This is a genomic window from Ulvibacterium sp. (assembly GCF_028285715.1).
Classification (GTDB): domain Bacteria; phylum Bacteroidota; class Bacteroidia; order Flavobacteriales; family Flavobacteriaceae; genus Ulvibacterium.
This window is the reverse complement of record NZ_JANQOO010000016.1, coordinates 152,640-174,303: the sequence shown is the minus strand read 5'-3', so window position 1 is coordinate 174,303 and position 21,664 is coordinate 152,640. Positions and strand designations below refer to the sequence as shown.

At 41.6% G+C, this 21,664-nt stretch carries 17 protein-coding genes; 12 read left to right on the top strand and 5 right to left on the bottom strand.

What is annotated here, in order from left to right; genetic code table 11:
- The first annotated feature begins 224 nt into the window (after positions 1–224).
- From Q0993_RS06925 to Q0993_RS06895, 7 genes are all read left to right on the top strand, one after another.
- Positions 225–1,004, top strand: a complete 780-nt coding sequence (locus tag Q0993_RS06925) for a DUF3108 domain-containing protein (protein ID WP_299531133.1) — start codon at positions 225–227, stop codon at positions 1,002–1,004.
- 8 nt (positions 1,005–1,012) lie between these two features.
- Complete coding sequence (locus Q0993_RS06920; RefSeq protein WP_299531131.1) at positions 1,013–1,981, top strand: tryptophan 2,3-dioxygenase family protein; 969 nt, start codon at positions 1,013–1,015, stop codon at positions 1,979–1,981.
- 1 nt (position 1,982) lies between these two features.
- Positions 1,983–3,266, top strand: a complete 1,284-nt coding sequence (locus Q0993_RS06915; RefSeq protein WP_299531129.1) for a peptidoglycan DD-metalloendopeptidase family protein — start codon at positions 1,983–1,985, stop codon at positions 3,264–3,266.
- Positions 3,267–3,362: 96 nt separating this feature from the next.
- Positions 3,363–5,003, top strand: a complete 1,641-nt coding sequence (pgi, locus tag Q0993_RS06910) for a glucose-6-phosphate isomerase (RefSeq protein ID WP_299531127.1) — start codon at positions 3,363–3,365, stop codon at positions 5,001–5,003.
- A 172-nt stretch (positions 5,004–5,175) separates the two neighbouring features.
- Positions 5,176–7,761, top strand: coding sequence for a carboxypeptidase-like regulatory domain-containing protein (locus Q0993_RS06905; RefSeq protein ID WP_299531125.1), 2,586 nt, complete (start codon positions 5,176–5,178; stop codon positions 7,759–7,761).
- Positions 7,762–7,849: 88 nt separating this feature from the next.
- A complete protein-coding gene (locus tag Q0993_RS06900; protein ID WP_299531139.1) occupies positions 7,850–8,290 on the top strand; it encodes a hypothetical protein in 441 nt (146 codons plus the stop codon).
- Between the two features lie 133 nt (positions 8,291–8,423).
- A complete protein-coding gene (locus tag Q0993_RS06895; protein ID WP_299531123.1) occupies positions 8,424–9,017 on the top strand; it encodes a DUF1080 domain-containing protein in 594 nt (197 codons plus the stop codon).
- Positions 9,018–9,117: 100 nt separating this feature from the next.
- On the opposite strand, the gene Q0993_RS06890 is transcribed toward Q0993_RS06895, so the two are convergent.
- On the bottom strand, positions 9,118–10,182 hold the full coding sequence (locus Q0993_RS06890) for an endonuclease/exonuclease/phosphatase family protein (RefSeq protein WP_299531121.1): 1,065 nt from the start codon (positions 10,180–10,182) through the stop codon (positions 9,118–9,120).
- A 122-nt stretch (positions 10,183–10,304) separates the two neighbouring features.
- Here Q0993_RS06890 and Q0993_RS06885 point away from each other — a divergent pair, with 122 nt between their 5' ends.
- Both Q0993_RS06885 and Q0993_RS06880 read left to right on the top strand, forming a co-directional pair.
- Positions 10,305–13,019: a TonB-dependent receptor gene (locus tag Q0993_RS06885; protein ID WP_299531119.1), complete on the top strand. Its 2,715-nt coding sequence runs from the start codon at positions 10,305–10,307 to the stop codon at positions 13,017–13,019.
- A gap of 42 nt (positions 13,020–13,061) precedes the next feature.
- Positions 13,062–14,420, top strand: a complete 1,359-nt coding sequence (locus tag Q0993_RS06880) for a DUF5689 domain-containing protein (RefSeq protein WP_299531117.1) — start codon at positions 13,062–13,064, stop codon at positions 14,418–14,420.
- A gap of 184 nt (positions 14,421–14,604) precedes the next feature.
- Here Q0993_RS06880 and Q0993_RS06875 read toward each other — a convergent pair whose 3' ends face one another.
- Both Q0993_RS06875 and Q0993_RS06870 read right to left on the bottom strand, forming a co-directional pair.
- The gene (locus Q0993_RS06875; protein WP_299531115.1) at positions 14,605–15,015 is read right to left on the bottom strand and encodes a response regulator; all 411 of its coding nucleotides are present in this window, start codon (positions 15,013–15,015) and stop codon (positions 14,605–14,607) included.
- Positions 15,016–15,026: 11 nt separating this feature from the next.
- Entirely contained in the window at positions 15,027–17,222 is a 2,196-nt protein-coding gene (locus Q0993_RS06870) for a PAS domain S-box protein (RefSeq protein WP_299531113.1), read from the bottom strand.
- A 229-nt stretch (positions 17,223–17,451) separates the two neighbouring features.
- On the opposite strand from Q0993_RS06870, the gene Q0993_RS06865 reads away from it, so the two are divergent.
- Genes Q0993_RS06865 through Q0993_RS06855 form a run of 3 tightly spaced genes read left to right on the top strand, consistent with a single transcriptional unit; the run spans position 17,452 to position 19,333 of the window.
- A complete protein-coding gene (locus tag Q0993_RS06865; protein ID WP_299531111.1) occupies positions 17,452–17,934 on the top strand; it encodes an ankyrin repeat domain-containing protein in 483 nt (160 codons plus the stop codon).
- Entirely contained in the window at positions 17,931–18,554 is a 624-nt protein-coding gene (locus tag Q0993_RS06860; RefSeq protein WP_299531109.1) for an NUDIX hydrolase N-terminal domain-containing protein, read from the top strand. The genes Q0993_RS06865 and Q0993_RS06860 overlap by 4 nt, the downstream gene beginning before the upstream one ends.
- A 5-nt stretch (positions 18,555–18,559) precedes the next feature.
- Positions 18,560–19,333 (top strand): amidohydrolase, encoded by a 774-nt coding sequence (locus Q0993_RS06855; RefSeq protein WP_299531107.1) that lies wholly within the window; start codon positions 18,560–18,562, stop codon positions 19,331–19,333.
- Here the strand turns inward: Q0993_RS06855 and Q0993_RS06850 are convergent.
- Together Q0993_RS06850 and Q0993_RS06845 are read right to left on the bottom strand one after the other, a co-directional pair.
- Positions 19,320–20,936 (bottom strand): Ig-like domain-containing protein, encoded by a 1,617-nt coding sequence (locus Q0993_RS06850; RefSeq protein ID WP_299531105.1) that lies wholly within the window; start codon positions 20,934–20,936, stop codon positions 19,320–19,322. The two genes, Q0993_RS06855 and Q0993_RS06850, sit on opposite strands and share 14 nt — an antisense overlap.
- Positions 20,937–20,975: 39 nt before the next feature.
- Positions 20,976–21,626, bottom strand: a complete 651-nt coding sequence (locus Q0993_RS06845) for a ComF family protein (RefSeq protein ID WP_299531103.1) — start codon at positions 21,624–21,626, stop codon at positions 20,976–20,978.
- Positions 21,627–21,664: the final 38 nt, after the last annotated feature.

Genomic DNA, 21,664 nt, shown 5'->3' with positions numbered 1-21,664 from the left:
CGCTTATGGCTTTGCCCTATCTTTGTTGATGTAAGGGGTGGTTCCCTTACAACTTTAAGTATTGGTTTTTCATAATTTAAAGTTTGGTTGGTTATTTAGGAAAGCCCTGACGCTGACGTCAGGGCTTTTTTTGCACAATACTTTGGAATAAATTTTGTTTAAGTAAAGGTTACGAGGCACAAACGTTGTTTTGGCTTTTAGTAATTTTACCATAACAAATAGCTATGAGAAAGCTTTTCATATTCCTTTTTCTTTCCCTAAACCTTGGTGTCGGGGCCCAGGATAACGCATCCGCCTTTAAGCCGGGTGAGTGGTTAAAGTTCCGTATGCACTATGGATGGTTAAATGCCAGTTATGCTACCCTTCAGGTCAAATCGGATATCATAGATGGGGTACCGGTCTATCATGTAGTGGGAAAAGGGCGCACCACGGGATTTGCCAGTATTTTTTTTAAAGTTGATGATACCTATGAAAGTTATTTTGACAAGGAAAATGGAAGACCGTATCGATTTATCCGCAAGATTAATGAAGGGGGGTATACAAAAGACGTAGAGATAAATTTTGATCACGATAATGACAAGGCCATACTTAACGATAAAAAGAACAAGAAAAAACTTAATTTTACACTTCAGGATAGTATCCAGGATTTAATTTCCGCCTTTTATTACTTGAGGAACAATTACAATGTCGAGGATTTGGTGGTTGGAGAGGCAATAACCTTGAAAATGCTATATGATGATGATGGTATTTTTAATTTCAGGCTCAAATTTTTGGGAAAGGAGATTTTAAAAACAAAATACGGGAAAGTCGAGTGTTATAAATTTAGACCGTACGTACAGTCGGGTCGGGTGTTCAAGGAACAGGAAAGCCTTTCGCTTTGGGTCTCGACCGACAAAAATCGGATTCCGGTACGCATCAAGGCAGATTTGGCCGTAGGTTCCATAAAGGCAGATTTGGATGGATACAATGGACTTAAGCACCAGTTCAAAATAATAATGGATTAGCCAAATTGATGAAGAAAAAGGAGAAGATTGCATCCCAAATCTCCAAGTTAGAAGAAAAATATAAAGATTCCGGACAAGATTTAAGCTCCTATTTGGACGGCCTTCTTTACCAGCGCTACCTCACGTACTGGGACTACATTCATTTGGATACCCTACTTAGTCTCCAGGTGCCTCGCACGTATTTTCCAGATGAGGAAATTTTCATTATGTACCACCAGATTACCGAGTTGTATTTTAAATTGATTCTTCATGAACAGAAGCAATTGGTGGACGATAAGGCTCAGAACCTTGATTTTTTTATCGAGAAAGCCAGAAGAATAAACAGTTATTACCAAGCCCTCATATCGTCTTTCAGTATTATGATCAAAGGAATGGAAAAGGAACAGTTCCTTCAATATAGAATGGCCTTGTTACCTTCCAGCGGCTTTCAGTCTGCACAATATAGGATGATCGAGCTTTATGCCACTCCATTGGAAAACCTGGTACACTATACGGAACGTGACCGATTTTCATCTAAAGATACCATTGAGGAACTTTACGAACATATTTATTGGAAAAAGGGTGCAACGGATTACGTTACCGGGGAAAAGACCCTTACCTTGAAGCAATTTGAATATAGATACACCCCAAGATTAGTACGAATAGCGAAGCAATTGCAGAATACTACCATCTACCACAAGTACCTGCAAATGCCAGACGAGAAACGAAATAATAAAGAGCTGGTTAAGGCGTTAAAGACATTGGACATGAATGCAAATATAAACTGGCCTTTGATGCATATGGGTTCCGCTTACCGGTATCTGGGAAGCGAAAAAGGACAGGTAGAGGCTACTGGAGGCACCAACTGGAAAGAGTATTTGCCACCGAGTTTTCAAAAGGTTGTATTTTTTCCGAAATTGTACACGAATCAGGAATTAGAAAATTGGGGAAAGCAATGGGTAGACCATATCTTTAACCCTGAGAAAATAAAAAAATAGAATGCGAATACTCTGGGGCGTAGTATTATTATTTTCCATATTGACATCTTGTAAGGACGATAAACCGTTGGAACGAACTGAAATGGATAATAGTGAGGTGGCCATTGTAGAGGCTCCCGCAGCCGTAAAACAGTTCGGTTTTGACCTTTCCAACTTCAAGGTGCAGCAAGACACCGTAAAAAGAGGGGACAGTTTTGGCGAACTCATGTTGCAACACAAGGTAGATTATCCAAAGATTGCCAAGATATCCCAAGACTTCAGGGATACTTTTGATGTTCGCAAAATACGTGTTGGGAAACCCTACCTTATCTTAAAATCCAAGGACACTGCGGAAGCGGCCCAATTTTTCATATATGAAAATGACCGTATAAATTACACGGTTGTCGATTTAAGGGACAGTGTAATGGCCTATAAGGATAAAAAGGAGGTGAAGTACGTGGAGCGTGAGGCTTCCGGGGTTATAGAAACCTCATTGTCGGAGGCCATTTTAGATCAGGGAATAGACTATAACGTAACCAATAGTTTGTCGGAAATTTACGCTTGGACCATTGACTTCTTTAGACTTCAAAAAGGGGATAAATTCAAGGTCATTTATAAAGAAAAATACATCAACGATTCTATTTATGCGGGTTGCGAACCCATAGAAGCAGCATTTTTCGAACACAATGGCAAACCCATTTATGCCTTTGCCTATGAGAACGACTCCCTAAAAAACATAATGGACTACTTTGATGAGGAAGCCAATAATCTTAGGAGAACATTTTTAAGGGCACCGGTAAAATTCAGCAGAATATCCTCACGGTATAATCTTAAAAGAAGGATTCGCTTTTATGGCAACAGAATAAGGCCCCATCTAGGAACGGACTATGCTGCGCCCATCGGAACGCCTATTATGGCCACGGCCGATGGTACGGTAACAGAATCTACCCGTAGAGGGGGTAATGGAAAATATGTAAAAATACGTCATAACGGTACCTACTCTACCCAATATCTTCACATGAAGAAACAAAAGGTAAGAAGAGGCGAATTTGTGCGCCAGGGCGATGTAATAGGATGGGTCGGCATGACGGGTAATACAAGCGGCCCTCATGTATGTTATCGTTTTTGGAAGAATGGGAGACAAGTAGATCCACTGCGCGAGGAACTTCCAAAGGCCGAGCCCTTGGCCGAGGAACTAAGACCCGAATACTATGCCTACATTAACCCAAAAAAGGATCAACTGGACTGCATCCAATTTCCGGAGCCCAACGATTCGGATGAAGATCTGATTACCCTGAACCAATAGAACTTTTTCACGCGCTGGTTTTTCCTTTAGTCTCGGGATTATGTTTATTTTTGGATAATCACAGAAATAACTCATAACCCTAAGAAAAACCTGCAAATGCCGTTACAAAGTATTGATCCTACCACAACATCCGCTTGGAAAGAACTCAAAAAACATTTCGAGGCAACAAATGAAATCCACCTAAAAAATCTTTTTGCCGAGGATGGTCAAAATAGAGTGGATAATTTTACGATTAAATGGCAGGATTTTTTGGTCGATTTTTCCAAGAATAGAATTACCGAGCCAACAGTACAGTTTTTGTTACAACTGGCGGAAGAAGTAAACCTAAAGGATGCCATAAATAAATATTTCGAAGGGGATTTGATCAACCATACGGAGGGTCGTGCCGTTTTACATACAGCACTTCGTGCCCAGAAGGCTGACCGTATAGTAGTCGATGGCAAAAACGTAATTAAGGAGGTCTTTCAGGTCAAAGAACAGATCAAAGGCTTTACGGATGGCATAATTTCTGGAGAAAAGAAGGGTTTTACCGGAAAACCTTTCACCGATGTGGTAAACATTGGAATAGGAGGGTCCGATTTAGGACCTGCAATGGTCACCGAAGCTTTGCGGTTTTATAAGAACCATTTAAGGATGCATTTTGTGAGTAATGTGGATGGTGACCACGTTCACGAGGTCTTAAAGGAATTGAATCCCGAGACTACGCTTTTTGTAGTTGTATCCAAGACGTTTACTACCCAAGAGACCCTTAGCAATGCAGTAACTATAAAAAAATGGTTCTTGCAAAAAGCTACCCAGAAGGACATTGCCCTTCATTTTGCAGCGGTTTCCACAAATACGGCGGCCATAAGCGAGTTTGGTATTTCAGATGAGAACGTATTCCCCATGTGGGATTGGGTTGGAGGCCGGTTTTCCTTATGGAGCGCCGTGGGGCTTTCCATTGCCTTGGCCGTAGGTTTTCAAAATTTTAACTCGCTTTTAGAGGGGGCCAATGGAATGGACCAACATTTTAAAGGCACGGAATTTGACCAGAATATTCCCGTTATCCTCGCTTTATTGAGTATCTGGTACAATAATTTCTATGGTGCCGAGACAGAAGCCATTATCCCATACACCCAATATCTCGCTAGATTTTCCGCCTACCTACAACAAGGCATCATGGAGAGTAACGGTAAAAGTGTGGATAGAATGGGGACTAAAACCCATTACCAAACGGGCACCATTATTTGGGGAGAGCCTGGAACCAACTCCCAACATGCGTTCTTTCAATTAATACATCAGGGCACCAAATTGATTCCTACGGATTTCATCGGGTTTAAGGAGTCGCTTCATGGAGATACCGACCATCATCAAAAACTCATGGCCAATTTCTTTGCGCAGACAGAAGCCCTAATGAACGGCAAGACAGAAAAAGAAGTCCGGTCTGAATTGGAGTCCAAAGGGCTTGCAGATGCTACAATGGAAAAATTGGTTCCATACAAGGTATTTGAGGGTAATAAGCCCACAAACACCATCCTGATCAACCGCCTGACCCCAAAAAGTCTTGGAGCGCTGATAGCCCTTTATGAACATAAGATTTTTGTTCAGGGCGTTATCTGGAATATTTACAGTTATGACCAATGGGGCGTGGAACTGGGCAAGCAATTGGCAGGATCCATATTAAAAGACATCAATAGTTCCAATATTGGGAATCATGATGCCTCTACCTTGCATCTTTTACAAGTTTTTAAGAGTTAAAGGGACATTTTTCTATTTCTGCAATGTACAATGTAACTTCTTGTTTTTCAGTGTTTAGATTGTCGAATTTATGTTAAATTTGTCTTTGCTAATTTAACATTGCCTTAACATGAAAGATCTGGAAAAAAGGCACTTTCGCGGCAAATTCAAAAATTGTAAAGCAGTGCAAACAATGAGAAGGACATATCTGGCGCTGATGGCATTTTTTATGGTGTCCATTGTATTTTCACAGGCAACACTTACAGGCACGGTCTTGGATGCGGAGGTAGGAGGTCCGCTTCCCGGGGCAAATATCGTTGTTCATGGGACCAGTAATGGTACTACAACGGATTTTGATGGAAATTTTACTATTGAAGCTACCAAGGATTCAGGAACGTTAATTATATCATATCTTGGTTTTATCACTTCAAGGGTGACTTTTGATGGTTCAGGCAGTTTGGGACAGATTGTTTTATCCCCCGATGCGGAAGAGTTGGAAGGAGTAGTTGTGGTGGGCTCTGGAATCATAGACCTCGCCCGGGATAGACAAACGCCTATTGCCGTTTCTAGTATTCCCGCCGCTGAAATCCAGACTAAAGGAGTAGGTAATGTGGAATTTCCGGAAACTATGAAAAATACGCCTAATGTATATGTATCCAGTCAAGCTGGCGGTTTCGGAGATTCCCAGATATTCGTCAGGGGATTTGATCAGACCAATACAGCAGTTCTTTTGAACGGGCAGCCTATAAACAGTGTAGAGGATGGACGGGTATTCTGGTCCAATTGGTCCGGAATGGCGGATGTGGCGAACGCAGTACAGGTACAAAGGGGTTTGGGCTCTTCTAAACTGGCTATATCCTCCGTAGGGGGTACAATCAATATCGTGTCCAAAGCTACGGCACGTAAAGAAGGAGGTTTTGTCCGCATTATGACCGGAAACGACAGTTACGGTAAGACAACGGCAAGCTACGATTCCGGATTAAAGGGGAAATGGGCCTATTCCATATTACTGGATCACTGGCAAGGTCATAGAAAATGGGCCGGCGGTACTTTTGGTCAGGGACAGACCTACTTTCTTGGAGTCGGCTTTCAACCCAATGATTCCCATAATTTTAATTTCTTGATTACCGGAGCACCTCAGTTTCACGGACAGAATTTTTCAAAGGATTTGGAGGAGTATGAAGAGTTTGGTGAAAAATTCAACGACAATGCCGGGTTCTTGAGAGGGGAACAGTTTACCTTTAGAAGAAATTACTATCATAAACCTGTGGCCAACTTGAACTGGGATTGGACCCTTAATGAAGAAACGGCACTGTCAACAGTGCTGTACGCTTCCTGGGGACGTGGGGGAGGTACCGGTCCTTTGGGCAGGGGTACCCGTTTTTTTCGGGAAGACGGCCAAGTAGATTTTGACGCCATTGTTGAAAACAATATTTCTCAAAATCCGGATGGGATAGGATCTTTTGGAAGTGCAGGTGTTCTGAGGGCTTCTGTAAATAATCATAATTGGTACGGCGCGTTGACCAATCTGGAATTCAACCCGAATGAAAATTGGGCTTTGAACGTTGGAGCTGATTTCAGATTCTACAGGGGAGATCACTGGAGGCAGTTGGTAGATAAATTAGGCTTGGAAGGTTACAATGATAATCGCAGATCGGATAGACCGGATGATTATATTATTTCAGAAACTTTTGAGGCAGATCCCTGGGCGGCCCTTTTCAATTTTGCGGACCCCGATCAGCGTTATGAATTTGATTATTCCGAGAATATAAATTACCAGGGCGTATTCGGGCAAGCGGAGTATTCCAATAATCTTTTCTCTGCTTTCGTACAAGGAGCCGTATCCAATCAAAATTATCAAAGAGATGGGCGGTTATCCGGTTTTGGTGATGGGTTGGGGGAATCCGAAAAGTTAAACCGATTGGGCTATACCATAAAAGGAGGTTTATCCTATACTTTTGATTCCAAACATGTGATTTTTGCAAATATCGGACAATATTCCAGACAGGCCTTTTTGGACAACATTTTCACAAATATTCGATATTCCAACGAAATCGTGGAACCGGAGGTGGATAATGAGGAAATTACGGGCATTGAAGGGGGATATCGTTTAACTACAAGCGATTTTGTCATAAATTTTAACCTCTACTATACAACTTGGGGGAATAGATTCCTACAGGATTTTGGACAACGTGAAATCAATGGGGAGGAGATAGATATCAGGACACGGTATACCGATATTGCACAGGTCCATAGAGGTGCAGAATTGGACATCCGATATAGACCTTCTGCGGCATTTTTGTTGAAATGGCGCGGATCTATTGGGAATTGGGAATATGATGGTACTACCCCTTTTATAACGGAGAACAATGAAACAGCGGAACTTATTGCCAGTGGAAGTGTAGACTTAACAGGAACAAAAATTGGACAGGCCCCACAGGTCTCTACCGGTGCGGGAATAGATGTCGATATCTGTGAGGGTTTTTCATTTGATACGGACATAAATATTTTTACGGAATTCTATGGTTTTGTAGATGTGGAGGATGTCATAGATGCATCCCTTAACAATCAGGTATTCCAATCGGAGAGATTACCTGCTTACACTTTGGTAGATGCCGGAGCTACGTATAGCTTCAGTTTAGGAGGCTCAAATGAAATGGTCCTTAGAGGAAATGTCTTCAATGTTTTTGATGCGGATTATATAAACCAAAGGGATTCCTTCGGATATTATCTAGGAATTGGAAGAACCTGGAATTTAAGTCTACGGTATAATTTCTGATGGATACACAAGCCTTTAAACCCCAACAATACAGTTGGGGTTTTTTAATACCAAAGAATTTGTATTTTAGGAGGCCAAAATCAACATGATGTATCAAACCGTACAAATTCTACACTCCTATTTGGCCTATGTGGTATTGGCCGTTCTTTTTCTTGCTGTGGCCAATGCCATTATGGGATGGTTGGGCAATAAAATGTTCTATCCACAGAAGGATTTGCGCTTAAGCCTTTTTGCCTTGATTTTATCCCATATCCAACTCTTGATCGGTCTCTTATTGTTTTTTATTTCCCCAAGTGGATTAAACGCCATTAAAGCCTTAGGCATGGGTGGACTGAATTCTGCGGCACGTCTCTTGGCCGTGGAACATCCTTTTATCAACATTGTTGCAATAGTATTGATTACCATAGGATGGTCCCGTCACAAAAGATTTATGGAAGGGAAGAAGAAGTTCAAAAGTATAGCCATCTTTTATGGACTCGGATTGGTTTTGATCCTAAGCCGAATCCCTTGGGGCCAATGGTTCAATTAACGGGGCTTGCCCCCTCTTTCTAAGCGCGGTCTAGGTGTAGAGAAAGTAAGGTAAAGGAAATAAATTCAGGGATAACTTTACGATTTCAAAGGAGATTTAAGTAATTAGTTAAATAGAAAAATAAAAACATAGAATGAAAAAAGCGGCACTTCTAGTAGCAATTCTAATATCCGGCTTTGGTCTGGCTCAACAAAAATCACTTTTTAACGGAAAAAATCTGGATGGCTGGACAATTTATGGCACCGAAAAATGGTATGTAAAAGATGGATTGTTGATCTGTGAAAGTGGTCCGGACAAGGGATATGGCTATTTGGCCACGGATGAGCACTATAAGAATTTTGAATTGACCTTGGAGTTTAAGCAGGAAGCCAATGGAAACAGCGGTGTTTTCATCCGCTCAACCATTGAGGGCACAAAGATTAGCGGCTGGCAGGTAGAGGTGGCCCCTCCTGGTCATGATACCGGTGGTGTTTATGAATCCTATGGTCGTGGTTGGTTGATAAAGCCCGATCCGGAGAAGGACAAGGCACTTAAAATGGGGGATTGGAACACGATGAAAATAAGGTTGGAAGGTGATAAACTCACCTCTTGGCTCAATGGCACCGAAATGGTAAGCTTTTCCGACGAAAAAATAGGAATGGGAGAAGGATCCATTGCCCTACAGATCCATGATGGGGGTGGAATTAAAGTAAATTGGCGAAATCTCCAGATTACCGAATTGGACTAAAAAACTTGACTAGAATTTCTTTATGGCATCGTTTGATGGTTCCTCACGAGTTTTGAAACCGTTAACACTGAATTTAGTTCCGGCTGAAAAAGGACAAATTCTAAGGTTCTTTTTCCTCTGTAGTATCGTAGGCTTCCTTTATTAGATAGAGGTATACCGGGAAGTGGTCACTATACCCACCTGTATAATTACCGCCTGCATAAGTTCTAAAGGGATACCCCTTATAAGCTCCTTTTTGCGTAATAACGTAGGACGGACTGAAAACCCCGGCCTTCCAAAATGTATAGGCTCCCTTTTCAGTGTTTACCATATTTGGGGTAAGGATAATTTGATCGAACATGTTCCATTTATCCCTATAGGCAAGGGAGCCGATACCCTTTTTATACATTTTTTCCATGGGATTGAAGAGTTCACCTTTTACCAACATTTTTTTTGCCCCATTGGTCTTTAGAACCTTTTTAAGGCTTTCGTCCGTCGGGTCATCGTTTAGGTCGCCCATACTAATAATTTTGGCATGGGTATTTAAGTGTATAAGAGAATCCATAATGCGCTTGTTCAATTGGGCGGCTGCAATACGATTGGGTTTGCTTCGGCTTTCACCTCCACTTCGTGAAGGCCAATGATTTACAATAACATATATTTTTTCAAGGTCCAGCAACCCTCCTACCACTAATTGGTCTCGGGTATAGTTGCGTTCGTCTTCGGCAGTAAATAGCAATAAACGATGACTTTCAAATGAACTTGGGATAAATACGGCTTTCTTGTAGAGTAAGGCCACATCAATGCCACGTTCATCAGGGGAATCAAAGTGGATAATACCATAGCCCTTTTCCAAAAGCGCAGGTTGATTGATCAAGTCTTGAAGCACTTGTTTGTTCTCCACTTCGCAGAGACCAATGAGATCCGGGGATGTTTGGGTGACCTCAGCTCCGATTTGGGAAATCACCTTGGAGATATTTTTTAATTTTTTATGATAACGCTCCGCTGTCCAGTGATCCTTTCCCTGCGGTGTACGATCATCGTCGAAAATTAGGGAATCGTCTTTGGTATCGAACAGATTTTCCACATTGTAAAAGGCAATAGTTCTTACCGTATATCTCTTGGACTTTTGGGAAAATCCAAAAAGGGCGGATACCGAGCAAGTAAGTAGGATTAAAAACTTCATGATAAAAACTCAATAAATAGAAAATAAACTATATTTATAAGAAAATATACGTTATTTTTGAAGATTTAGGATATTTTTTTACAAAAATATAGTAGATAAACTATAAAATGCATCGGTGCTGTTTGCTTTTTTATCTGTTCCCCTTTCTGACCGCACTTTTTGGCCAGGAAACGTATACCATCACAGGGAGTGTGTTGGATGATCGTTTTAAAACTCCGGTATCGGGCGCCTCGGTGTATATAGAAGAAATGGGCTTGAAATCCAATACTGATGAACTAGGTAGGTTCAAATTGGAAATTTCCCTAAAGGAAGATGTAATTCTGAACATTTTTGCAGTGGATTTTGTAATGCAACGGATTCCCATAAGCCCAGTTGATAATGAACTGGACTTGGGCTCTATCTACCTGGAAAGCGATATCACCACGGAACAAACGGACAACCTAATCACCCTTACCGATTCCGAATTACTGGATGATGGGATAAGCTCGGTTTCAGTTGGGTTCTTACAGGCTACCCGAGATGTGTTTCTTAACCGTGCCGCGTTCGACTTTGGACAGGCGTTTTTTCGTGTACGTGGTTATGATTCTCAAAACGGCCAAGTACTGATCAATGGAATTCCTATGAACAAATTCTTTGACGGCCGTCCACAATGGAACAACTGGGGTGGCTTAAACGACGTAACCCGAAATCAAGAGTTTACCAACGGGTTATCCGCTTCCGAATACACCTTTGGGGGTATCTTGGGCAATACCAACATTACTGTAAGACCTTCTGGGCTGCGTCCAGGGACTCGATTATCCTCCTCGTTCTCCAACAGAACCTATGCGGGCAGGTTAATGGCCACTTACAATTCCGGTTTAAAGGATAATGGATTGGCCTATGCCATTTCGACCTCCAGGGGATGGGCCAAAGAAGGATATATTAGGGGTACTTTATACGATGCCTATTCCCTTTTTGGGGCTTTGGAATATCGCTTCAATACAAGGAACACAATCAATCTTACGGCAATTTTGGCTTCCAATCGTCGTGGGCGCTCTTCTGCCATTACCGAAGAGGTCTTTAGATTGGCCGGAAAGCGATATAATCCATATTGGGGCGAACAAAACGGGAAAATCCGGAACTCTCGGGAAAGGAAGATTGCAGAACCTTTGTTCCTAATGAACCATTATTATGAATCTGATAAATTTCGTTTAAATACAGGCATCTCTTATCAATTCGGAACCAATGCCAGAAGCAGATTAGGATATTATAATGGGCCCAATCCGGACCCAACTTATTATCGCTATTTACCCAGTTTTTATGTGAATAGCCCCATTGGGGCCAATTTTGTAAATGCCAATCTCGCCCGGGAAGGATTTCTGGAAGACCCGCAGATAGATTGGCCAGGTCTCTATATGGGGAATACCACCGAAATGGCCACATATGTGCTCTACGATGACACAACAGATGAAAAACAACTTGCCATCAATTCTATGGGAAGTATGGAAATCAACGATAGATTTAAGTTAGACTTTGGAGTTACTTATAGAAACTCTATTTCTGATAACTATGCAGAAATACAAGATCTTTTGGGAGCTGATTTCCATACGGATATTGACCCGTTTTCGGATACCAAGAATGATGTAAATGGCCCTTTGAACAAAAAAGAAGGCGATGTATTCAATTATCATTACAGGATGAATACGAATCGATTCGATTTGTTTGCGCAACTTAGATTTAAATATAAAAGGTGGAGTATTTTTTTGGCAGGAACCCATATCAACATAGATTACCAACGAGAGGGTTTGTTTTTGAATGAGCGTTTTCCGGAAAACTCGTTAGGCAGGAACGACAAACTGATTTTTTCAAATTATAGTATCAAAGGAGGACTTGATTACAGAATAACAGCAAGACATTGGCTTACTGTCCATGGAGGGTATTTGAGTAGACCACCAGTTTTACAGAACGTGTTCATTAATCCAAGGGAAAATACTGAAACGGTACCGGACATTTTAAGTGAGACCATATTCTCCACGGATTTGAATTACTATATAAGGCTGCCAAAACTAACAGGAAGGCTTACAGGTTTTTATACCCGATTCCAAAATATGACCGATGTCAATTTCTTTTTTGTGGATGCCGGCGTGGGTTCAGATTTTGTACAGGAGGTCATTACAGAATTGGATTTATTGCATATGGGTGCAGAATTGGGTTTGGAATATCAGGTATCCCCAGCCGTAAAGCTGTCTGCAGTATGCTCCATTGGAAAACAACGATATGCCAGTAATCCTCTGGTGTCCATTAATTTTGATACCGCCGGCGCCGAGGAAGATTTAATAAACCCCGATGGAAATATAAATCTTGGTCCTGCAGATATCAAGGACTATAAACTAGCCCAAGGGCCACAACAGGCCTATGCCGTTGGATTGGAATATCGAGATCCAAAATATTGGTGGATTGGAGCAACGGCCAATTATCTTACCCAAAATTATGCCAGTATTTCCACGATAACCCGAACCCGGAGTTTCCTATTGGACCCTGATACAGGACAACCTTTTCCGGAAGCAACCGAAGAAAATGTGAGTAAGCTATTGGCACAAAGACCTCTGGATAGTTTTTATCTGTTGAATTTGGTAGGAGGGAAATCTTGGTTGAAAAAAGGAAAATATATCAGTGTTTTTGTGAGCATAAATAATGTATTCGATACCATTTTTAGGACCGGGGGGTTTGAACAGAGTAGGAACGGTAATTTTGGACAACTGCAACAGGACAATCTAAGTGACTCGCCCTCTTTTGCACCTAAGTATTGGTATGGTTACGGACGCACCTATTTTTTAAACCTAGCCCTTAGTTTTTAAGAATCGATAAATCATTTCCTTGGATAGGGAGAAACAAAGAAGATGAAAAAAAGTATAGCGTTACTTGCCGTAATCTCTGTGTGGACAACATCATGTATCAAAAATCGAAACTTTGACCCACCCAGAAGTACATGCGTTTCGGATATAGCAGTAAATGCAACCTTTGCCCAAGTAAAGAACTTGTATGTAGATGAGACAATCCAGATCCTGGAAGATTGGGTTATCGAAGGCTACGTAATATCATCGGATAAGGCAGGTAACTTTTTCAGTGTGCTTCATTTTCAGGATGATCCCTTAAACCCTACCGATGGATTTCAGATAGAGATTGACCTTAGGGATTCCCATATATTCTATCCTATGGGAAGTAAGATTTTTATCAAACTAAAAGGCCTGTACTTGGGAAAGAGTAGGGAAGTATTCAAATTAGGCGGAACCTTTATTTCCTTTGGTAACGTGTCCGTTGGTCGTTTGCCGGCCGCAGTCGTAGGAAACCATGTTTTTGTTTCTTGTGATGAAATTGTTGAACCAAGACCTATCTTGGTCACTGTAGATGCCATAGGTGATGCCGTAGCAAACACTTTGGTTACTGTAGAAAATGTAGAATTTTTGGAAGAGGAGTTGGGCCTTCCCTTCGCCACGGAACGTGAGGAAACGGAACGTAATTTGACCACTTGTAATGACAACCAGCTCATCATGCTGAACAGTGGGTTTTCTGATTTCCAGGCTCAAGCTCTTCCAGAGGGAAATGGAAGCGTTACGGGAGTTTTGGTCAAGGACCGGGATGACTTCCAATTGATTATCCGCGATTTGAATGATATCGATTTTAGTGGGAAACGTTGTGAAAACCTGATCGATGAGTTTACCTCGACCCTCATTTTTATTTCGGAACTGGCAGATCCCGACAATAACTCAGGTGCACGTTTTGTAGAATTGTACAATGCCGATTCCCAACCCTTAAGTTTAAGGGGATGGGCATTACGAAGATATACCAATGCCAATACCGAGGTCAGTTCATCCTTAGATCTTTCCGAACTTACTATTGCGGCCGGGAGCACGGTTGTAATTTCCCCAAATGCCGAGGAATTTGAAATAGTATACGGCTTTAAACCCGATTTAGGGGTAAGGACCAACAGTCCTGCAGACTCCAATGGCGATGACAACTTGGAATTGGTAGATCCCTTTGGAGCTGTTATCGATATTTTTGGGGTTATAGGGGAAGATGGTAGCGGGACCAATCATGAATTTGAGGATGGCCGCGCGGTACGCAACTTGAATATTATGAATGGAAATCCCATGTATACTTTTAGCGAATGGACCATTTATAATGATTCCGGTGAGGCCGGGACCATAGATTTACCCCAAAACGCCCCGGAAGACTTTGGCCCTGGAAAAAGGGATTAACTGTGTTATTCTCTGATTAATATCAGTTGCTTTACCGCGCTAAGGACAAGTGGGATAGTGCCTTTTCGGACGATTTTGGCAAAAACAAGACAGACACAAGCCTCTGGCTTATAAAAAGCATACTCAGTTTGGGAGAAACCATATAAAAATGCCGGTTTCCTTTAAAAAAGAAGACCCGAAAAAATTACGCTACGTCTTGTAGCACATTTACCAAATCCTGTGGGGATAACGGTTTAAGGATGTAATTGTTTACCATCTTGTAATTGCGTATCCGCTCCAGGTCCCTGGGATCTACGGACGAGCTAATGATATAAATAATGACCTTTTTGCCATCCGGGTTCGGGATTTTTACAAAATCCTCCAAAAACTCCCAGCCATTCATGATAGGCATGTTCAAATCCAGAAATAGAACTTCGGGAAGATCTTCCCCTTTGGCGATCAGTTCCTTTAAGCCATCAATGGCATCCTGGCCATTATTGAACACCAAAATATTATCACAAAAATCGACCTCCTTCATAATCCTTCTGGTTCCATAGATGAAAATCGGATCATCATCGATAATACAGGTGCGTTGAATTTTTTTTAATTCCATCATAGCGTTCTTTTTTAGTTTACTTGAAAAAATATCTTGAAAGTGGTACCAATACCAACCTTACTTTCCACTGTTATTCGCCCGTTCATGGCCTCTATTTGGTTTTTGGTGATAAACAGTCCTATGCCTTTGGCATCCTTGTGCTTATGAAAAGTTTTGTACATGCCAAAAAGCTTGTCCCCATGTTTCTCCAAATCTATCCCCAGACCGTTGTCCGAAAAGGAGACCTGTATCGTATCATTTGTTTTTGATGCCGTAATTTTAAGGCACAACTCCCTTTCGGGTGAGCTGTATTTAATGCTATTGGTAAACAAGTTTAGAAAAATACTATCCAAATAGGCCGGTATTCCAACAATGTTCAAAGTAGTCGGCACTTGAATGGAACAACGCGCCTTTTTTTCCCTGAGCAACACGCCCAAGTTCTTCTTTACATCTTTTATAGTCCCTAAAAGATTTACCGGGATCATTTCTTCCAATACTCCTGCCTTTACCTGAACCACATCATTTAAATGGAGGACCGTTTCATTGAGACTTTCTGAGGCATCCAATAACATGCCCATCAAATTTCTTTGTTCTTCCTCGTTTTCTTCCTTATTTAGGAAACCGGTTAACATGGAAAGATTACTCGAATGAGACCTTAGATTATGGGATACGATATGGGCAAAATTCAGTAAACTATCATTCTGTTCACTGGTTACGTCCAAAAGTTTTGTCAATTTGTCCTGTACTTCGATCCGAGAGGAAATATCCACAACTTGGGAGATAAAATGGGATAACTCACCTTTAATGTTCTTTACGGCGGTCACCGTGAGTACAGCGGAAACGATACCGCCTTTTTTATGAAAATAGCGTTTTTCTATTTGATAACTTTTTCGTTTGCCATCAATGAGTTTGCGCAGCAGTTTTAAATCAATATCCAAGTCGTCCGGGTGGGTAATATCCTGAAAAGTAAGTTTCAAAAGTTCGGATTTTCGATAACCGAGGCTTTTGCATAAGCTTTTGTTTACCTGTATCCATTTTCCGTCAAGTCCTACAATGGCCATACCTACCGCGGAATTTTCAAAGGCACCTTCAAAAGATTCTTGACTACGAAGTAGTTCCAATTGGGTGTTCTTTAATTTTGTAATGTCCCAATTGGCACCAATCATACGCAGCGGATTGCCCTCTTCGTCCCTTTTCACGGTAGATTTCGCTTTGATGTGCTTAATCTCGCCATCGGAGAGCACCACACGAAATTCAGTATTAAATTCTTTTACGCCCGCCAAGGCCATGTCCAATTCCTTTAGACTTTTGTCCTTATCATCCGGATGTACACAAGCCTCCCAGGCTTCAAAGGCACCGATAAAATCCTTTTTGGCAACGCCATACAAGTCATACATATTATCGTCCCAAACCAGTATGTTGTCCACAACATTATAGTCCCAAATACCAATTTTGGCCGCACCGGTGGCAATGGCCAATCTATCCGATACTTTTTGGTATTCCAGAATGGCTCTTTTCCTTTCGTCAATATCTTGGAACGTCCCATAAATGCGGATACATTTGCCATTAATGATTTCCGCCTCCCCTTTGGCCCTTACCCAAAGCTCTTTACCTTTTGTGGTGACGATTTGTAGTTCAGTATCCCAAGGCGTACCATCCTTCATGGCCCTACTGACCAAAAAGGTTATCGTATCGCGTGATTTTCCTTGCTTGTAAAAATTGATTCCCTCCTCCAGGTTGGGAACATAATCCTCGCTAACTTCATGGATTTCCCGTGTAACCTGGGTCCAGTACACCCTATTGGATATCAAATCTACCTCCCAACCTCCAATGCGCGCCACACTCTTGGCCTTCATCAGTAATTCTTGGCTTCTTTTTTCTTCGGTAATATCCTCCTGAACTATAATGAGTCCTCCTATGCTTTCATCTTCTTCCCTCCAGGCGTTTATTTTCCATTTCAGCCATTGTACAGACCCATTGGGATGTATTAGTTTAAAGCCCGTATTTGCATCAGGCCTTCCCTCTAGGCACTCCTTGTGTATGCTTTTTAGTTCCTCCGGAATATCCGGGATTACATCATAATACGATCTTCCTATGATTGAGGAGTGGCCATTGGCGAATTCTTCCAACCATGTTTTGGAGTGGCTTATGAAACGCATATTGAAGTCTACAATGGCTACGGAGGCAGGGGAATCTTTAATAAGGAAGTTTATGGGTAATGTTTCCAAATTAACGATGTTTAGTTGGTTAAAAATACAATTTATTTGAATAACGTAAGAAATTACATAAAAATTGTCAGAATTGTAAATAGTTGTTTTATCGGAATATGAACACTGGAACTAGGGTTTAGACTATGAAATCGTTTTACCTTGATACATAGATTGGAATACTGTTTTGCAAAATTTCCAACCTCAGATCTCTTTATAGATCTGATAGTTTTTTATACATTTAGTACCCATGGAAAAGGAGGAAATTTTTTTTAAGGAAATACGAGATGGTAATTTGGAAGCCATAACAAAAATGATCGCTTCGAATCCGGATGTGGTCAATAGTAAAGACCAGCGGGGATCCACCCCCCTGATTTTGGCCACATACTACGGTCAAGATGGTATTACCGAGTTATTATTGGATAAAGGGGCAAAAATAAATGCAGTGGATGCTTCTGGAAATACAGCCTTAATGGGCGTATGTTTTAAGGGATTTATCGCTGTAGCCCAGAAATTGTTGGAAAGAGGGGCAGATGTGAATCATCAAAATGCTATGGGGGCCACGGCTCTTATTTATGCCGCGACTTTTCATCAAAAAGAAATTACCGAGATGCTCTTGGCCCAAGGAGCAAATACCGCTATAAAGGATAACAGAGGCCATACGGCCTTGGATCACGCTAAGATGCAAAAGGCACCTGCATTGGTGGATTTATTGGAAAATACGCCTCAATGAAGGATTCCGATCAGCTAAACCTCGTTAAACGCATACAAGCATTGTCCGATACAGGTCTGGTCTATTGCCAGAACGAGTACGACCGGGAACGGTTCGAGGAACTAAGGGATATAAGCCTAAGACTGTTGGCGACTATGGCCGATCATCCGCTTTCCGTATTGCAGGATTTTTACATGCCGGTAACAGATTATCCCACACCAAAAGTGGACGTTCGAGGTTTTGTGTTAAATGATGCAAAGGAAGTGCTCATGGTCAAGGAAAGTGAGGATGATAAATGGACCATTCCCGGGGGCTGGGCCGATGTGGGCTATTCACCCTCGGAAGTCGTCGTAAAGGAAATCGAAGAAGAAACAGGGTTCAAAACCAATGCAGTTCGATTATTGGCCATTTATGATAAAAAGTGCCATCCCCATCCTCCCCAACCTTTTTATATTTACAAATTAAATTTTCTCTGTAAGATATATGGCGGGGAGCTAAAACCTAGTTTTGATATTAAGGACGTTGGATTTTTTCCCATAGACCGGCTTCCCGAGTTATCTGAGGATAGAATTCTCAAAAGCCAATTGAAACAGCTGTACAAGCTGGTAATGGAGGATGACTCTAAAGCATATTTTGATTGATTGCAATGGCAAAGGAATTGACAATAACCTTGGTGCAATCCCCACTGTTCTGGGAAAACCCTGAACGGAACAGGGAGATGTTCTCCAAAAAATTGGACGCTATTTCAAATGAGGTAGACCTTATCATTCTTCCCGAGATGTTTACTACGGCATTTACCATGCAACCTAAGAACATTAAGGAAGAAGAAGGAATAAAAACGGTAAAATGGATGCAAAGGCAAGCGGCCAAGAAAAACGCGGCCCTGGTTGGTAGTATGGTATTCCAGGAAGATGGAAGGTATTTTAATCGTTTACATTTTGTTGAACCCGATGGTGGTTTCCATACGTATGATAAAAGGCACACCTTTACCCTTGCCGGTGAGGATAAGGTCTATAATGCCGGAGAAAAGAAAGTTTTGGTGGAGTACAAGGGATTCCGGTTCTATCCCTTGATTTGCTATGACCTTCGGTTCCCGGTATGGAGCCGAAATACGGAGAATTATGATGCGCTCCTCTACGTGGCCAATTGGCCCAAGCCTCGAATTACAGCTTGGGATACCCTGTTAAGGGCACGTGCCATAGAAAATATGGCGTATTGTATCGGGGTAAACAGGATAGGACAGGACGACACAGGCCATGCATATGTAGGCCATTCCGCCGTATATGACTGTTTGGGAAATCAACTTGTATTTTCGGATAAGGAGACTGTCCTTCATACAACTTTGCGTAAGGAACACATTGAGACCACGCGGAACAAGTTAAAATTTCTGGACGATAGGGACCATTTTATTCTGGAATGATAAATGTCTGTTCCAACTCCCAGTTGGCCCTTACTTCGATGACATCGGGGTAATAGGTTACCCTTTCGGGTTGTATTCTTTCAAGATAATTCCCCGTATCCCATTTTTGATTGCCATTTCCATCAAAAATGATACGGACCAGGTATTTGGAAGGCTCTAGGGCATTAAATTCGAAAATTTGGGGTTTTGGGGCATAGATTTCCCGTTTTGTCTTGCCCTTTTCATCCGTTAACTGAACGATGAGGGGATACGCCAAACTATCTGTGGTAACGCTAAACCTGAGATTTCCAAAATCGGCCAGACTTTTGGTAGAAAGGTTATAGCTCAAAGTATCGTTAGTTTGCCCAAAAAAATCGGTAATTGCGCCAGGCAGCATCCTTAGGGCATAGTTTTCATTGGGCTCTATTTCAAAGTCAAAATTTATCCTGTTCTCAACACTGTCCAGTGCCACGGTATACAAAACGGGGACAGAATCTTTTTTTAGCATACCCATTTGTAAGGTGTCCAAAGCGACCAGAGGTGTGGTAGCATTTATGTAAAATGGCTCGTTGAATGACAGGGCCCCGCGTTGGTTGGGATTTAGGGTCAAGGAATCTATTCCTACCTTCCTGCTTTTCACGGTAAATGTATCAATAACCTTAAGAGTTTCATTGGTTACGGTGAAGATAAGGGAATCCATTTCAAATGGTGTGAACCAAAAATTGAGGGTGTCCTTGTCCTGTTCCTTTAAGATCTTGGTTCTAACGGTATCCGGCAAGTCGCTCAGAAGATCTATATGAACGTCTTTCCCATCACCATAGTATCCAAAAATTATTTTGTTCCTTGCCGCAAAGCTTGGTACCGAGCTGCTATAATTAGGGATTTCCTTGAATAAGGTGAGCAAGTATGTGGAATCCGTAGGTAGGGTAACCGTATCCTGGATGAAGGCGATTTTATCCAAATTTTGATCAAAAAGATTGTTCTTTCCTTCGTCTTTTAGACCAAATAAGGCATATTGGCCCTCCTTTAAATTTTTTAAAGTAAAGATTACGGCACTATCCAATGTGTTTGTGATATAGTTTGGAGGCCTTTGATAGATTGTGGAATCCGTATAGGCGGTGTCCAGTTCATACAGCATTACGCTTATGAACTCATCAGCTTTTCTATTAAAGGCATCTTTAACAACACCCAATACAGTCAATGAATCGATATAGTCGCCTGTGGAAAACACATAGGTTAAAAAGCTATTCGGATTTCCCTCATTATTGTCCGTAATACTTTGTCCAAAATTCAGGGTGTAGGTGGTATTCTCCTTTAGGGTATCCTTGAACTTTATTTCCACGACCCTGTCAGCTCCTCCTTGTGGGGATATTTCAGGGAGATATTTCAAAGGAGGGGAGACAATGAGTTGCTCTTGAATATCCTCCAACTTCACATACTCGTCAAAATATAACTTTATCTCCTGGGCATCAAAGTTGATGGTCATATTCTCAGGTTCCGCCCGTAACAAAACCGGAGGGTCTATATCCTTAGGGCCGCCGGTCGGATTGCCCCTTCTTGCACATTGCAAAAAAGCGGCAATGGCAAAGAACAAAAAAATACAAGCCAATATGCGTCGTAACATTGGGGATAGTATAGCGCAACAAAGAAACAATTTATTTTATTAGGGTACAACGGCGATACTGGTTAGATATATGTTAATGCCCTTGGCCTCCATGAGGGCCCTTGCACAGAGTTCCATGGTAGCCCCAGTGGTAATAACGTCATCTACCAAAAGCACATTTTTGTTTTCCAATACGGATGCATCGGTAAGGGTGTAAAGGGCCTTGTTTCCTTGCCATCTGGCTATTCTGCCTTTTTTGGTCTGTGTCTTGGTATTGGCCGTTTTAACGAGTATATGATCCACATATTCCGCTTCGAGGTGATAGGCAATTTTTCCTGCAAATAGGGTCACTTGGTTATACCCACGTTGTCGCAATTTTTGTTTATGAAGCGGAACCGGGACAACGGCATGAATGTTTGTATCAAAGGTTTCTTTTAGGACTTGGCCATACCAATCACCTAAGAAAGCCCCTATTTGCTCCTGGTTTCGATATTTTAGATGATGGATCAGGTTTTTTACGATGCCTATTTCCGAATAAAACAAAAAAGAACTGGCCTTTTTTATGTTAATTCTACCATAAAAGATACGGTCAACGGCATTTTCGGCGTTAAAGGTGTATTCGGTGAGCGGTATTTGGTTCCGACAAACTGTACACAGATATTGCTCTCCGCCCGATAAATGTGCATTACATCCAAAACAGACCTTGGGCAATAGGAGGGTGTTTATATCATTTATTATATTTGATAGCT